This window comes from Streptomyces sp. Sge12 (assembly GCF_002080455.1).
Classification (GTDB): Bacteria; Actinomycetota; Actinomycetes; order Streptomycetales; family Streptomycetaceae; genus Streptomyces.
On record NZ_CP020555.1, the window covers coordinates 7,604,259 to 7,618,352 of the forward strand.

The 14,094-nt window shown below is 71.2% G+C and carries 17 protein-coding genes; 10 read left to right on the top strand and 7 right to left on the bottom strand.

The features are described 5' to 3' along the window. Nucleotides 1-36 precede the first annotated feature (36 nt). The gene (locus tag B6R96_RS34080) at nt 37-780 is read left to right on the top strand and encodes an SOS response-associated peptidase (protein WP_053170757.1); all 744 of its coding nucleotides are present in this window, start codon (nt 37-39) and stop codon (nt 778-780) included. A 65-nt stretch (nt 781-845) separates the two neighbouring features. Here B6R96_RS34080 and B6R96_RS34085 read toward each other — a convergent pair whose 3' ends face one another. After that, complete coding sequence (locus tag B6R96_RS34085) at nt 846-1,460, bottom strand: peptidase inhibitor family I36 protein (protein WP_081524664.1); 615 nt, start codon at nt 1,458-1,460, stop codon at nt 846-848. 227 nt (nt 1,461-1,687) lie between these two features. On the opposite strand from B6R96_RS34085, the gene B6R96_RS34090 reads away from it, so the two are divergent. Genes B6R96_RS34090 through B6R96_RS34100 form a run of 3 tightly spaced genes read left to right on the top strand, consistent with a single transcriptional unit; the run spans nt 1,688 to nt 3,311 of the window. Next, nucleotides 1,688-2,116 (top strand): hypothetical protein, encoded by a 429-nt coding sequence (locus B6R96_RS34090; protein ID WP_053703609.1) that lies wholly within the window; start codon nt 1,688-1,690, stop codon nt 2,114-2,116. Further along, on the top strand, nt 2,110-2,346 hold the full coding sequence (locus B6R96_RS34095; RefSeq protein ID WP_030387703.1) for a helix-turn-helix transcriptional regulator: 237 nt from the start codon (nt 2,110-2,112) through the stop codon (nt 2,344-2,346). Before B6R96_RS34090 ends, B6R96_RS34095 begins: the two co-directional genes overlap by 7 nt. After that, the gene (locus B6R96_RS34100) at nt 2,343-3,311 is read left to right on the top strand and encodes an NAD(P)-dependent alcohol dehydrogenase (RefSeq protein ID WP_081524665.1); all 969 of its coding nucleotides are present in this window, start codon (nt 2,343-2,345) and stop codon (nt 3,309-3,311) included. Before B6R96_RS34095 ends, B6R96_RS34100 begins: the two co-directional genes overlap by 4 nt. Here B6R96_RS34100 and B6R96_RS34105 read toward each other — a convergent pair. Beyond that, nucleotides 3,306-4,196 carry an endonuclease/exonuclease/phosphatase family protein gene (locus B6R96_RS34105; RefSeq protein ID WP_443070024.1) on the bottom strand — a complete coding sequence of 297 codons (891 nt, stop codon included), beginning with the start codon at nt 4,194-4,196 and terminating at the stop codon, nt 3,306-3,308. The genes B6R96_RS34100 and B6R96_RS34105 overlap by 6 nt on opposite strands. A 307-nt stretch (nt 4,197-4,503) precedes the next feature. On the opposite strand from B6R96_RS34105, the gene B6R96_RS34110 reads away from it, so the two are divergent. Next, nucleotides 4,504-5,421, top strand: coding sequence for an ATP-grasp domain-containing protein (locus B6R96_RS34110; protein WP_081524666.1), 918 nt, complete (start codon nt 4,504-4,506; stop codon nt 5,419-5,421). Between the two features lie 117 nt (nt 5,422-5,538). Here the strand turns inward: B6R96_RS34110 and B6R96_RS37455 are convergent, their stop codons facing one another. Then, entirely contained in the window at nt 5,539-6,174 is a 636-nt protein-coding gene (locus tag B6R96_RS37455; RefSeq protein WP_053703612.1) for a hypothetical protein, read from the bottom strand. Between the two features lie 116 nt (nt 6,175-6,290). Beyond that, nucleotides 6,291-8,354 carry an RICIN domain-containing protein gene (locus B6R96_RS34120; RefSeq protein ID WP_237291599.1) on the bottom strand — a complete coding sequence of 688 codons (2,064 nt, stop codon included), beginning with the start codon at nt 8,352-8,354 and terminating at the stop codon, nt 6,291-6,293. Nucleotides 8,355-8,849: 495 nt separating this feature from the next. Between B6R96_RS34120 and B6R96_RS37460 the strand changes: the two genes are divergently transcribed. Both B6R96_RS37460 and B6R96_RS34125 read left to right on the top strand, forming a co-directional pair. Further along, nucleotides 8,850-9,011 carry a hypothetical protein gene (locus B6R96_RS37460; protein ID WP_159396418.1) on the top strand — a complete coding sequence of 54 codons (162 nt, stop codon included), beginning with the start codon at nt 8,850-8,852 and terminating at the stop codon, nt 9,009-9,011. A 53-nt stretch (nt 9,012-9,064) separates the two neighbouring features. Beyond that, nucleotides 9,065-9,769, top strand: a complete 705-nt coding sequence (locus B6R96_RS34125; RefSeq protein ID WP_081524667.1) for a DUF1345 domain-containing protein — start codon at nt 9,065-9,067, stop codon at nt 9,767-9,769. A 27-nt stretch (nt 9,770-9,796) separates the two neighbouring features. Here B6R96_RS34125 and B6R96_RS37465 read toward each other — a convergent pair whose 3' ends face one another. The 3 genes from B6R96_RS37465 to B6R96_RS34140 all read right to left on the bottom strand — a co-directional run bounded on the left by B6R96_RS37465 (nt 9,797) and on the right by B6R96_RS34140 (nt 11,700). Beyond that, nucleotides 9,797-10,033: a hypothetical protein gene (locus tag B6R96_RS37465; RefSeq protein ID WP_159396419.1), complete on the bottom strand. Its 237-nt coding sequence runs from the start codon at nt 10,031-10,033 to the stop codon at nt 9,797-9,799. Nucleotides 10,034-10,143: 110 nt separating this feature from the next. Then, on the bottom strand, nt 10,144-10,809 hold the full coding sequence (locus B6R96_RS34135) for a hypothetical protein (protein ID WP_081524669.1): 666 nt from the start codon (nt 10,807-10,809) through the stop codon (nt 10,144-10,146). Nucleotides 10,810-11,124: 315 nt separating this feature from the next. Then, complete coding sequence (locus B6R96_RS34140; protein WP_159396420.1) at nt 11,125-11,700, bottom strand: hypothetical protein; 576 nt, start codon at nt 11,698-11,700, stop codon at nt 11,125-11,127. A gap of 466 nt (nt 11,701-12,166) precedes the next feature. Here B6R96_RS34140 and B6R96_RS34145 point away from each other — a divergent pair, with 466 nt between their 5' ends. From B6R96_RS34145 to B6R96_RS38865, 3 genes are all read left to right on the top strand, one after another. After that, the gene (locus B6R96_RS34145) at nt 12,167-12,652 is read left to right on the top strand and encodes a lactococcin 972 family bacteriocin (protein ID WP_053703615.1); all 486 of its coding nucleotides are present in this window, start codon (nt 12,167-12,169) and stop codon (nt 12,650-12,652) included. A 199-nt stretch (nt 12,653-12,851) separates the two neighbouring features. Next, nucleotides 12,852-13,463, top strand: coding sequence for a hypothetical protein (locus B6R96_RS34150; protein ID WP_237291600.1), 612 nt, complete (start codon nt 12,852-12,854; stop codon nt 13,461-13,463). A gap of 380 nt (nt 13,464-13,843) precedes the next feature. Beyond that, nucleotides 13,844-14,020, top strand: coding sequence for a hypothetical protein (locus B6R96_RS38865; RefSeq protein WP_335755561.1), 177 nt, complete (start codon nt 13,844-13,846; stop codon nt 14,018-14,020). Nucleotides 14,021-14,094 lie beyond the last annotated feature (74 nt).

Below are 14,094 nucleotides of genomic sequence, written 5' to 3' on the forward strand. Positions count from 1 at the left end.
CTGCGGGAACCCGGTTCAGCTGGCAGGGTGGACGGCATGTGCGGCCGTTACGCTTCCACCCGCAGTCCCGCCGACCTGTCCGGCCTCTTCGAGGCCACGCCCCCGGACCCGGGACACCTGCTGGAGCCCAGCTGGAACGTCGCCCCCACCGACGCGGTGTGGGCGGTACTGGAGCGCGCCGACCGGGAGAGCGGGGTACTGGAGCGGCAACTGCGCCCCCTGCGGTGGGGGCTGGTCCCGTCCTGGTCGAAGAGCATCTCCGGCGGCGCAAAGATGATCAATGCGCGGGTGGAGACGGTGCACGAGAAGCCCGCCTACCGGCGCGCCTTCGCCAAGCGCCGGTGCCTGCTGCCCGCCGACGGGTTCTACGAGTGGCAGCCGGTCCCCGCCTCCGGCTCCGCGAAGGCGTACAAGCAGCCATACTTCATCCGTCCCGAGGACGGTGAGGTGATGGCGATGGCCGGGCTGTACGAGTTCTGGCGCGACCCCGCCGTCACGGACGACGACGATCCGGCGGCCTGGTGGGCGACCTGCACCATCATCACCACCGAGGCCACCGACGCGGCCGGCCGTGTCCACCCCCGGATGCCGCTCGCCCTCGCTCCCGCCGACTACGAGGCCTGGCTCGACCCGTCGCACCAGGACCCGGACCGGCTGCGGGCCCTGCTCGCCGCGCCCGCGGGCGGCCGGCTGGACGTCCGCGCCGTGTCGACCGCGGTCAACAACGTGCGCAACAACGGCCCCGAGCTCCTCGACGAGCCCACCGCCCCGGGGCGCTGAGAGCGCGCACCCGGGGACGAGGGCCGTGATCCGAAGGGGGCCCGACAAGATCCGGAAGAGACGGCCTAGCAGGGGCTGAGCCAGTAGACCCAGCCCCAGGGGGCGTGGGCGTCCTCGCTGTAGCCGCCGGGTGAGGTCCAGCCGACGTTGCCGGCGCTGTCGTAGAACCGTGCGCGCAGCTCGGCCCGCTGGTTGTTCTTCCACGAACCGGTTCCGGTCCACGGGATGGGGTTCAGGGTGTTGCACGTGAAGAGCGCCTTGAAGTCGCCCGTGAAGTTCTCCTGGCTGTAGGCGCACACGTACGTGTAGGGGCAGGCGGCGGCCGCGCCGCGGGTAGCGACCGGCGCGGCGAGGTCGCGGGCGTAGGTCTCGCCGGGCAGCGCGAGCAGCAGGAAGCCGCCGGAGTCGAGTTCGATCCTGTTGGCGGCGACCTGCTTTCCTCCCTCCTCGGCCAGGTAGCCGTCGACCCTGTTCTGCAGGCTCCGGGCCTGGGCGCGGTCCAGTCCCTGGCTCTCGGCCTGCGCCGCGAAGTCCACTCCGGCTCGGGTGCCGCCGGCTGCGTCCGCTGTGTCGGCTGCGTCCGCCGCGCTCGTCGTGGCCACGAGCGCGAGGAGGGTCATCGTCAGCGCGACGACGGCCCTGCCCCACGTGGAGGACCTGAAGGTTGCGTGCAGTGTCACGGGGTTGCCTCTCTGATCGGGGATCCGGTGCTGAGAGGTGGACGCTGGCCGCTCGTGGGATTGACCGGGCAGGCCGACGCGCATCCGTGCAGGTCAGCGGCCCGAAGGGGGCGGACAATCCGTTGTCCGCGGACAGTCGGAGAGAGAGCAGAGTAAAGAATCATTGACATGGAGTCCCGATTCTTTGACACTGGCGATGTCGGGTTTTCTTTACATGGGGAGTGGCCGTGGCAGTCGAGGAGAAACGCGCGTGGATCATGATCGTGGTCACGATCGTCTCGTACGGGGCGTATCTGGCCGTCGTCCTCGGACGTTCCGACAGCGGCCCCCTGGCCGAGCAGCCGTACGCCGCGGCGCTGCTGTGGTCCGTCGGTGCGGCGATCGTCGCCTCGATCGCGCTCCACATCGCCGTGACCCTGATCTCGCCCGAGGACGGCAGGACCAAGGACCAGCGCGACCGGGAGATCCACCGGTTCGGTGAGCACATCGGACAGTCGTTCGTCGCGATCGGCGCCGTGGCCGGGATGCTCCTGGCGATGGCCGAGGCGGACCAGTTCTGGATCGCCAACGCGATCTTCCTGGGCTTCGTCCTGTCGGCGCTGCTCGCCTCGATGGCGAAGATCGCCTCCTACCGGCTCGGCTTCCACCCGTGGTGAGGCCCACCCGGGTCACCAACAGCATCCGGGCCCTGCGCTTCGCCAACGGCGAGATGACCCAGGCCGAGCTCGCCCGCAGGATCGGTGTGACCCGGCAGACCGTGATCGCCATCGAACAGGGCCGCTACTCGCCCTCCCTGGAGAAGGCGTTCGAGATCGCCCGCGTGTTCCGGGTCCCGCTCGACTCCGTGTTCCAGTACGCCGCCACCACCGAGGGAGACGACTCATGAAGGCCATGGTCCAGGACAGCTACGGACCGCCCGCGGTCCTGCGGCTCGAAGAAGTGGAGCGGCCGACGCCGGGCCGGGGCGAGGTCCTCGTACAGGTCCGCGCGGCCGGCCTCGACCAGGGGGTCTGGCACCTCATGGCGGGCATGCCCTATGCGGTCCGGGCCGTGTCGGGCCTGCGCAGACCCCGGAACCGCATCCGCGGCATGGACGTCGCGGGGGTGGTGGAAGCCGTCGGCCCGGACGTCACCCGCTTCCGGCCGGGCGACGAGGTGTACGGCAACTGCTCCGGCTCGTTCGCCGAATACGCCTGCGCCAAGGAGGGCGCGCTCGCGCCCAAGCCGGAGAGCCTCGACTTCGAACAGGCCGCGGCCGTACCCGTCTCCGGGTGCACCGCCCTGGGGGCCGTACGCGACAGCGGACGCGTCGAGGCCGGCCGGAGCGTCCTCGTGCTCGGCGCCTCCGGCGGCGTGGGCAGCTTCGCCGTACAGGTGGCCAAGGCCTACGGAGCCCACGTCACCGGAGTGTGCAGCACCACCAAGACCGACCTGGTCCGCTCCCTCGGCGCCGACGAAGTCCTCGACTACACGCAGGAGGACCCCGTCGACGGCAGCCGCCGCTACGACGTCATCCTGGACATCGCGGGCAACCGGCCCATATCCCGGCTGCGGCGCGCCCTCACCGCGGGCGGCACCCTCGCCATCGTCGGCGGGGAGGGCGGCGGCAAGTGGCTCGGCGGCAACGAGCGGCAGCTGGGCGCGATGCTGCTGTCGCCCTTCGTCGGCCACCGGCTCCGCGCGCACGGCACCCTGGTGCGCAGCCGCGACCTGGAAACCCTCACGGAGCTCATCGAGGCGGGTGCGGTGAGGCCCGCCGTCGACCGGACCTACCCCCTGGCCGAGGTCCCCGATGCCATGGCCCGACTGCGGGACGGCCAGGTGCGGGGCAAGCTCGTCATACGGCTATGAGGCGTCGGCGCCGGGGGAGTTGTCGAAGCTGATCCGGGCGGCCACCGGCAGGTGGTCGCTGCCGGTGGCCGGCAGCGTCCATACCTCGGCGACGCTGCCCGAGCGGATCAGCACCTGGTCGATCCGGGCCACCGGAAAGGCCGCGGGCCAGCTCAGCGCGAACCCCCGCCGAGGCGCGCTCAACCGGGAGGTCAGCGGGGCCAGACCCCGGTCGTCCACCGTGCTGTTGAGGTCGCCCAGCAGGACCACCCGCTCCACCTCCTCGGCGGCGACGGCCGCGCCCAGCAGCCGCGCGCTCTCGTCCCGCGGGCCCGAGCCGAAACCCGTCGAGCGGAAGCGGACCGAGGGCAAGTGCGCCACGTACACCGCGATCTCGCCCCGGGGCGTGCGCACACCGCAGCGCAGACCACGGTTCCAGCCCTCCCCGATGCCCGAGGGCCTGATGTCCACGCGGCGGACGCCGGTGAGCGGATGCCTCGACCAGAGGCCGACCGTGCCCTCGACCGCGTGGTACGGGTACGCGGGGGCCAGCGCGGCCCCGTAGGCCGGCAGTGCGTCGGGCGTCAGCTCCTCCAGGGCGATGAGGTCCGGCGCGGCCCCGATCAGGGCGCGCGCGGTGCCCGCGGGGTCGGGGTTCTCGTCACTCACGTTGTGCTGGACGGCCGTGATGTCGTGCGCGCCGCGGTCCGCGGGCAGCAGCAGCCCGCCGAACAGGCCGGCCCAGGCGGCCGCGGGCAGCACCACGGCCACCAGCGCCAGGACCGAGCGGCGCAGCGCCGCCGCCACGAGCAACGCCGGGACCGCGAGGCCCAGCCAGGGCAGGAACGCCTCCAGCAGACTGCCCGCGCGGCCCACGGCGTTGGGGACCGCGGAGTGGAACACCATCAGGGCGCCCGTCAGTACGGCGAGCGCCGCAGGAACGCGGCCACGGGTCCGGGCCGTCGGAGCCGTCAGGGCCGTCCGGCCGCCCCGCGCGTCCGTGCCCCGGCGCCACCGGCCGATGCGCCGCACAGCGCTGCCCACCACGTCCACCACCGGTGCCCCGCCCGTCCGCCGCAGCCCGTCTGCCGCCCCGCGTCCCGTACGACGCGTGATCGGGCGGCCGGGTTCCCGCCCGGGCCCGTGTGGAAGAGTGATCGTCCGGGGTGGCGGCCGCACCGGGCGGTCCGAGGCACGAGGACGGGAGACTCCCATGGGCACGGCAAGGGTCGCGATCGTGACGAGCGAGGGCGGCGCCGACGCGGACGCGGACCTCCCGCTGATCCTCGCCGCGCTGCGCGGCGCGGGCCTGTCGGCGCAGGCCGTGGCCTGGGACGCGGACCGGCCGCAGTGGGACGGCTTCGACCTGGCGGTCATCCGGTCGACCTGGGACTACGCGGACCGGCTGCCGGAGTTCCTGGCCTGGGCCGACGCGACGGCCGAGGTGACCCGGCTGTGGAATCCGGCGCCGCTGGTGCGCTGGAACAGCGACAAGCGGTACCTGCTGGAGCTCGCCCGGCACAAAGTCCCCGTCGTACCGACCCGGTTCCTCGAACCGGGCGGGAGCTTCCACACGGGCGGGAGCTTGGACACGGAGGACTTCGACACGGAGGACTTCGACGGTCCGCACGGAGTGGTGGTCAAGCCCGCCGTCTCCTCGGGCGCACGGGACACCGCGCGCTACGAGCCCGGCCGCGGGGCGGACGCGGAGCGCCACGCGCGGATGCTGCTGGACCGGGGCCGCACGGCGATGGTCCAGCCGTACCTGCCGCTCGTGGCGGAGGGGGAGCGCGCCCTGGTCTTCTTCGGCGGCAGCTTCAGCCACGCGATCCGCAAACAGCCGCTGCTGACGGAGGCGGGCCTGATCGACAACTTCCGGGTGCCGCACCCCGGGGCCGCGCCCTACGAACCGTCCGAGGCGGAGCTCCGTACGGCGCGGGCGGCGCTGGCGGCGGTTCCCGCCCCGGGCGAGCTGCTGTTCGCCCGGGTGGACCTGGCGCTGGACGAGGCCCGGGAACCGGTGCTCATGGAGCTGGAACTCATCGAGCCGAACCTCTTCCTCGGTATCAACCCGCACGGGCTGGAGCGCCTGACCGAGGCGGTCGCGGCCGCACTGACCGCGACCCGGTAGGTCATCACGGCGCGGCGCACCGGCCCCTGGCGACCGTGGACCGGTGACGACCGGGGACCGGGAGCCGGGACCGGTGACGACCGGGAGCCTGGTGACCCGGAGCCTGGCCGACCGAGGCTAGCCGAGCCGGTCCAGCCGCACGCGCCGGCGGCGGCGGAGCAGGAGACCCACGGCCGCACCGGCCACGGCCGTCACCGCGACACCCGCGGTCGTCCACCAGACGGCGTACCCCTGGGAGTCGGCGGCCGGGTCCGGGGCCTGCGCGGAGGACGCGGCCGGGGCCGAAGCGGGGGAGGCCGGCGAAGCAGCCGAAGGAGCCGACGTGGGCGCCGCGGACGGGATGACGGGAGGCGTCACGGAGGCGACCGGAGCCGGGTCCACCACGGGTACGGCCACCTCGAGTTCACCGTGTCCCAGGGCCGGGAAGCCCACGTCGATGCCGACCTTCCACGAACCCGGCGGCAGCGCCTCGGCCGTGGTCCAGCCCGCCGGCGCCGCGGCGGGATCGCGGACCAGGCGATAGGGCCCCAAGGTGCGGGTGCCGTCGACGCTGACCGCGTTCACGGTCGCGGCGACGGCCTCGTCGACGGCGTCCCCGTCGTTCTCCCAGGTGACGTCGGCGGTGACACGGCCCTCCCGCTGCCCGGTCACCACCACCTTCACGGTGTCGCCGTGGGCATGGGCCGCGGCGGGGAGCAGGAACATGAGGCCGAGTGCGGCCAAGGCGGCCGAGAAAACGATTCGTATGCGCATCGTCGGGGTGCTCCGGTCAAGATGAGGGGTACCGGCGGACGGCCGCGCCGTGCGGCCGTCCGCCGGGGTGGTTACACGCCGTCAGGGCGTCAGGTGGTGCTGCGCCGTGGCAGTGATCAGCCGGACTTCTGCAGGGTCCAGGCCTGCGTCGCGCGGCCGTCGGCACGCTGGAGGTCCAGCAGCCAGTAGCCGTAGTAGGGGCGGCTGCTGACGGTGAGGGCGAAGCCGCCGCTCGCGTCCGTCACGGTCACCGCGGCACCGCGCGACGTCAGCTTCCAGGCCTGCGCCTTGTTGCCGTTGCCACAGGACTGCTGGGAGACCCACATGCCCGCGGCGGGGGTGCCGCCCGGCTGGAGGCACTTGCCGGTGGCCGCGGACTTGATGCGCACCTGGCCGCTGCCCGCGTCGTCGAAGTACCACTGCTGCTGCGCGTAGCCGTTGGTGCGGCCACCGACGAGCACGGTGCCGTCGGCGGTGCGGCCGCCCCAGACCTCCGCGGCCATGCCGGTGCTGCCGTTGCCGAGCACGTAGCGGGTGCCCGGGGTGGTCGCGCCGCCGCCCGCGCCCGTCGTACGGAACGACGCTGCCTTGCCGGGTCCGCTGTCACGGCCGGCGCTGTCGCGGACCGAGACGGTGACCTTGTACGCCGTGTTCGGCTGCAGGTTGTAGATGCGGAGCACCTGCGACTGGACCCACGTCAGGTGCTTGCCGTTCAGCTGCACCGCGTACCAGGAGGCGCCGTCGACCTTGGGCCAGCTCACGACGACGGAGTCGGACTGGATCTGGGCCGCCGTCACGGTCGGACCGCCGGTGGGCTTCTTGGTCGGCGTCGGCGTGGGCTTCTTGGTGGGCGTCGGGGTCGGGTTCGGGTTCGGACCCGGGTCCGTGCCGCCACCGCCCTTGTTCTTCATCAGGAACTGGTTGTCGGCGATGTTCCAGTGCGTGGCCAGGTAGCTGCCGGGCTTGGGACTGGTGTGGAAGTAGTCGTCGTGGTTGCAGTCCAGGATGTTCTCGGCCGCCTGGTTGGTGCAGATGTTGCGCATCTGCGGGTAGTACGGGGTGTCCGAGTAGCACATCACGTCGTACTCGTCGGTGCAGTGCGCGCCACGGCTGGTGTTCGGGGCGCTGTTGTTGACCGCGCCCAGGTTGTGGCCGAGTTCGTGCGCGGCGGTGTGACCGCCCCAGCAGCCGGAGTCCGTACGCCCGTAGGAGGGGCCGAAGTTGCTCTGGTTGGCCTGGCCGGGCCGCTCGTCGCCCGCGAACGTGCCGATGCCGCAGTAGACCTGGGTGTCGGCGAAGATCATGTACTTGCGGTCGCGACGGTCGAGGCCCTTGCCGGCGAGCGCGTTGTTGGTCGCGCTGAACTCGGCCAGCGCCGAGGCCGGGAGCTCGATGTTGAGCACCGTCGGGGTGCAGTCGGCGGCCGTCACATAGCGGATGTGACGTACTCCGCCGGTCTCCTTGGCACTCGCCGAGTAGATGAGGTCCGCGTCGGCGGCCCACTTGCGGAACGAGGCGACGTACTCGGAGTAGCGGTCCTTGCCGGGCGCGTGGACGTAGACGACCTGTACGCGGTTGCCGGTGCTGCCGTCGCCGTCGCACTGGACGGTCTGGCCCGCGGGGCCGGCGGCGACGTTCTGGCTGCCGGCCGCGGCCGCCGGTTCGGGCGCGGAGGCCTTGGCGGCCGAGGCGTCGGCCGCGGGCGCGTCCTGAGGACGCCCGCCGCCTTCCTTGCTGGCCGGGTCGGCGGCCGCGGGGCTGGCCGGATCGGCCGCCGGAGCAGTCTCCTTGACGGCCGGCTCGATGTCCTTCGTGATGTCGACGCCCTTGGGCGGGGCGTCGGGGCCGTGCGTGCACAGCCCGGCGGTGGTGCGGTAGACACCCACGCACTTGTCGCCCTTGGGCGCGGCCTCCAGCCCGTCGAAGATCATGCCGCGCGCGGTCTCGTTGGAGGGCGCGGCCGCGATCGGCTCGGGCTCCTGGTCGCGCGCGGGCGCGGCGGCCGGTGCCTCGGCGGCGGCCTGTACGGGCGCCGCCGCCTGGGCGCCGTCGCCGATTCCGGAATAGGCGATGCCTGCGGCTATCAGCCCCGCCGCTGCGGTGGCGGCGGTGACGAGTATCAACCGCCGGGGTTTGCGGCGGTGGTCGGCGGCGGCAGGCCGTCTGCGACGTCCTGTCATGGGCACCTCAAATCGTTGTCGGAAGACTGGGTGCGCGGAAGCCTGCCAGACGAATGCGGAGGAGAATTCGGACAAACGGGGGCGCGCCCCGAGAAATCATTCCGTTACCTATCGGCCTGATTTGACGAACAATCAACTCTCAATAAATACAGGCCAGTTACGCGCGTCGCTCCGCAATGGTCCAGTCCTTCGAGGGTGGGTTGTTATCAAATCGAGATATGAAGCGGAGGCTTATTGACGGGAATTCAGTCAGGAATTCACCTAATTGCTACCAGCCGAATTCCTTCGGTCACGACCCGTGAGGTGCGAGGGCCACGTATTGCTCCGACCGGCCGTCGAAGCCCGCGCGAGGCGCAGGAGTTCACCCGAGGAACACGGCACAGCGCCCGATCGCGCTGTCCCGCCCCCGTCCTCACGTATTCGTCGACAGGGCGCCATGCGGCTTGGAGTTGTGGCGGGGTGTGAGGTGGATCACCCTGAAGGTGGGGATCGGTCGTGGATCAGTCATCGAGCACGCTCAGGTCGATGCGCGCCGGTCCGGGCCCGGCCGTCGAGCCCGCCCGGGCAGCCGGCCCGTACGCCTTCACCAGCGAGGAGCGGCACATGAACCCGACATCAAGGGCGACCGGCACCGTCCGCGCCGCCGACGCGGCATGAGCCCGACGGCACATGCGATCTGACCTGCCGCCGGACCGGGGAAGCGATCGGCCGTGACCGGACGGGAACCCGCCGAAACGGACCGTACGAGCGCGCGCGAGCCGGGGCCGAGACTTACTGTCCGCACCGAGAGCCGCTGGCCGCTGGCCGCAGCGGTCGTCGCCTCGGCGGTACTCACCCTGCTGCTCCCCGACGACCTGCGCCTCGGACCCCGCTGGGCGCTTCCCGTCGCCGAGGGCCTCCTGCTGGTGGCCCTGATCTCGGGAGACCCCGGCCGGATCAGCCGCCGCTCCACCGTCCTGCGCTCAGTGGCGATCGCCCTGGTCGTCGTACTCGTGGGCAGCGCCATCTGGTCGACGGTCCAGCTGATCGACGATCTCATCCACGGCGGGAGCGAGACCAACTCGGCCAATGCCCTCCTGCTGGCCGGCGGCAGCGTCTGGGCCTCCACCGTCCTCGCCTTCTCCCTCCTGTACTTCGAACTCGACAGCGGCGGGCCGGCCGCCCGGGCCCACCACATGCCCCCCACGCCGGCGCTCGACTTTCCGCAACAGCTCAGCCCCGAACTGAACGCCCCGCACTGGCGCCCCCACTACATCGACTACCTCTACCTCGGGTTCACCAATTCCACCGCGCTGAGCCCCACCGACGTCATGCCACTCGCCCCCTGGGCCAAGAGCGTCATGACTCTCCAGTCCATCCTTTCCCTCATGATCCTGGGACTCGTCGTTGCCCGGGCCGTGAACGTCCTGGCCTGAAACGGCCCGGCGGCGGCCGCCTCACGGTCACCGTTGCCGCAGCAGGGGCCGTGGGCCGTGGGCGGTGGGCGGTGGGGTGGGCCGGGGCGGCCGCGTCAGGCGTAGCGGTGGCGCGGTGCCTGCGGGTCCGTCCCAGCGGTCGGCGTGGGCGAGGCCGAGCAGGCGTACGGCGTCCCGGAGTTCGGCGGGTGCGCCGCAGGCGCGGAGGCGTGCGGGGGCCTCGCGCACGAGCCAGGCGGCCAGTCCGGTCCGTACGCCCTCCACCTCCGTCTCCGAGCTCCTCCGGGCTGCCCCAGTGGCACTCGGACCGGACCTCGTCAGCTCGGGCGGTCATGCCGCGGAAGGTGACGGCCAGCCGGTCCGCGGGCGGGCCTTCACCGCCCTGTCGGCCGCCGAGGGCTGCGGCGCCGCTTCTCGTACGCCTCCCGGATCCCGCCGGCCAGCCCCAGAAGCACCGCCGTCCCGACCGCCACCGCGGCTGCGGTGCGCATGCCCCGGCCGTGTACGTCCCCGGCGGCCCGCGGGGAGACCTTGCCCTGCGGGTCGTGCACCACCGCCAGGGACTCGCCCTCCTTCGCGAGCCGCGAGGGGGTGTTGAGGTACTCCGGGCCGCCCGCGGGGCAGTCCAGGCGGTGGTCGTACGAGGTCCGGGTCGTGGAGGTCCAGTGGCCCTCGGCGTCCATGGAGGTTTCCGTCTCGGTGCGCTCGGTGACCTTCAGCACGACGCAGCTGATCTCGACGCCCCGGTCCTCCAGCGTGCTGTGCCCCACGGAGGCGAGTGCCAGGATGGCGCCGAGGGCGGCAGGGAGGGCGGACAGCGCGATCAGCGAGGCCTCGCGCCGCGCGGCGACGGCGGCGTGCCAGCCGAGCAGGACCAGCGGGAGGAGCACCCCGCCGAGGAAGAACCCCCAGTTGCCCAGCGACCCGTACGCCGACTGCCGGGCCACCCCGAACGCCAGGGCCGCGGTCAGCGGCGGCGCGGCCAACGCCACCGCGGTCCGCCGGATCCCGCGTACCCACCCCCCGTGCCAGCCCGCCATGCCCGCCCCCGTGGCTCGTACCTGTGCCCTCCAGGTAACCGCGACGGCACGGGCACGTAAAGAGCACGGCCGAGGAGGGCGGCACCTGGTGACGCTGAGGCTCCCGGTCGGGCCCCCGCAGGCCGCGGAGACGCTCGCCGAACTTTCCGACCCGGCCGGGGCGATGGGCCGGCCGCGACGTCCCGGACATCGCGGTGCGCTCCCCACGGGGCCGGCCCCAGTGGAACGCAGCGGCGACCTCCGGGGCGAGGACGTCCGCGCCGCGCCCAGCGGACAGCTGTCCGCCGTGGACATCGTCCGGCCCGGAGTGAGGGGTCAGCCGATGCGGACGGTGATCTCGGGGAGGGGGAGGTCGGAAAGGTTCAGCTGGAGCCCGGTCACGGTCAGGTAGGTCTGAGAGTCGGTCAAGGCGGAGGTGGTGGACGGCGCCTGGGTCTTCCCGCGCGTGCTCACCAGCAGGTACCAGCCCCCGCGCTTGTAGCTGCGGGAGGCTTCCGGGCGGTCGCCGTTCGGGTTCAGCGTCCAGCCCTGGCGCTCCAGGTCGGCGCAGATCGCGTTCATGTCCGACTGCGCGGCGGTCTGCTCGCGGACGGCCATCCAGCCCGTCTTGTTCGAGTCGGCACCGGCCGCGCCGATCGGGCGGCCCTGCGCCGGGTCGAGCCCCGCCGCGCTGACCGCGGTCCGGATCGCCTCGTCCACGGCGTCCCGTGTGAGGGGCGGTGACGTGGACTCCGGTGCGGGCGCCGCCGTTGACGGCGACGGCGCGGGCGCGCCCAGGTGGATGCGCCCGTCGTCGTTTATCTGGATCTGGTCAGGCAGGACCACGGCGGCCAGACTCACGATCAAGGTCGCGGCCAGCCCGATCCACACCCTCTTCAACAGCGCGTTCAACGCGAAACTCCCCCCGAGTGATCATTCAGAGGGAGTCTCACACATACTGCCCGGCGGCCGTTGAGCCGACCCGTCCGGGCACGGTGGGGGAGGGGCCATTCCTTGACGGGGTGTCGGCGGCGCCTTCGGGCGGTCTCTTCACGGCGGGCTCTTCGCGGCGGTCGTTTGCGGCCGGGATCGCGCGAACGCGACAGGTGCGCACACCGGCGCCATGGGCCAGGAGAAGCGGTAGGTATCAGCCATCGATCAACACTGAAGGCGATGGATGTCTGAAGTGTCGGACTGGGCAACTTTTTCCGACTAATCATCTTAGGTCAGGCGATAGGCGATCTAGAAATATCCAGACGATGCCACATGATTCGGGCACGGCGGTTTTCAGTCAACGGCGCCATATTCCTTTGCCGGCAAGTGCGGACCCGTGAAGGATCTCTCTCGTTCCCAACAGGGGGAATCAGGGAGGGAATTCATGAAGATTGCCGGTAGGTCCATCGCTTTCGCCATCGCGGGCGCAGCCATTGCGGCTGTCGGCCTCGCGACGCCGGCCACCGCGGATGCGTCTGCAGCCGCCAGCGCCTCCGGAGCCACCGTCACCGTCCACCATCGCGGGGACGGCACTCAGCCGCCTGCAGAGCTGGGCAACCCCTCCGAATGGGGTGTGGTGACATTCAAGATGGATGCTGCTGCAGCCTCTTTCGGCGCGCAGTCGCAGGCGTGCATCAGCCCGTCCACCGGTGGCAACTGGTGTTACGGCTGGTACGCGCGAGAGGTCAGCCCCGGGGTGATCAACAAGTATTGCTACTCGAATTACTATCAGAACACCAAGGGGCACTCGTCCACGGTGAAGCTCGCGGGCAGTACGCGTCGGGTGTGGGCCGCGGCCGGGAACACCTCTAACGCGAACCTCACTGCGGGTCTCGCCTACACCTGCTCCACCTACTACAGCGTCGACTAGGTTCTGGTCGCCCGCACCAATCAGTAACTCCTCCTAGGGTGCGGTAGGTTGGTGAGTCACTCCGGGGCTGCTCGGTCGCCCGTGCAGCCTCGGAGTGGTGCCACCTCCAACTCGGACTCACCCACTGAACGGGGGTAGAACAATCACACGCTTCACACGTGCCCACATGGTGCCGGTCGCTTTGTCTCTCGGAGCGGGTTTGCTGCTCGGCCTGGTGGGCCCCGTTGCCGGAAAATGGGACAATCCCGTTTGCGTCGCCACGGGCATTGTCTTTTCGAGTGGTTGGCCGTGGGCCTGCTACGCATTTCTGGTGGGCTATTCCCGCCGACCCAAAATTGAGTCGGCATTGCTGGCGTCTGTGGGATTGACCATCGGCGTGGTCACCTACTACATTTTCAAGGATATGAATCCCATCATTCCGGCAGGAATGGAATCCGCCCCCTCTGTTCCGGCTGGAATGGAGTTGGAATCCGGCGCCTCCAGCGGGGGGCAGATTCTCGTATGGGGAATAGCCGCTTTTGTGTTCGGTGCGCCTGTGGGACTCATGGGGAACGTAGCGCGCACGCCCGGAATCGGTGGCCTTCTGTTCCGTCTGCTCGTCCCGTTCATCGCCTTCTTCGAGGCGACCCAGCGATTGAACGTAGAGGCGGACTCGCAGGGGCCGGTTTTCGACATGACCTGGAACGCGACTCGCGTCGCAGCATGCGTCGTCGCCGTGGCCCTCGTGGCACACACCGTGTGGAACTGGCGTGTTCGGCGTGGCCGGGCCGACGGGCGAGCGGAAGCTGTCGCGCCCGAACGTCGTCTCTGACCTCTGTTCCGCCGGGGCGGCTGGACCGCAACAATGCAAAGCGCCGTCCCCCGAAGAGGCCCGGTCGACCGGCTGAGCTTCGGCTTCGACACCGCCGACAAAGCACGGCGCCGCGGACCGGCCCGGCTCAGGCGGACGCTTGCCCTCGACCTGCTCGAGGGCCTTGGCGTCAGCGCCCATGGCATCCCTCGACACCGCCCGGCCCGTCTCAGCGCCCGGCCCTTCCTCGCGTCTTTCTCGTCTGGCTCGTCGGCACCCGTGCCTCGCTGTTCGGTGATGCCGTCCTGTACTTCGCGCTCGGCTGGGCGGCCAGTGCCCACGGTGGTGGGACGGGTGCTCTGGTCCTGACCGCCATCACGCTTCCACGCACCCTGCTGCTGTTGCTGGGTGGTGCCGTCGGTGACCGGTTCGGCGCGCGCCTGGTGATGATCACCGGCGACGTCGTGATGCTCACGGTCACTCTCGTACTGGCCCTGGTGGGACCCGACTCGGGAGCATCGCCCTGGCTCCTCGTCCTGGTCGCCGTCGTCATTGCACAAGAGGCCGCCCTGGTGTGAGCCATGGGGTCACGAGCGATCCGGCGTACGGCGTGGAAGCACATCGTGAGGGTGTTGCCGCCGGACGCCTGGTC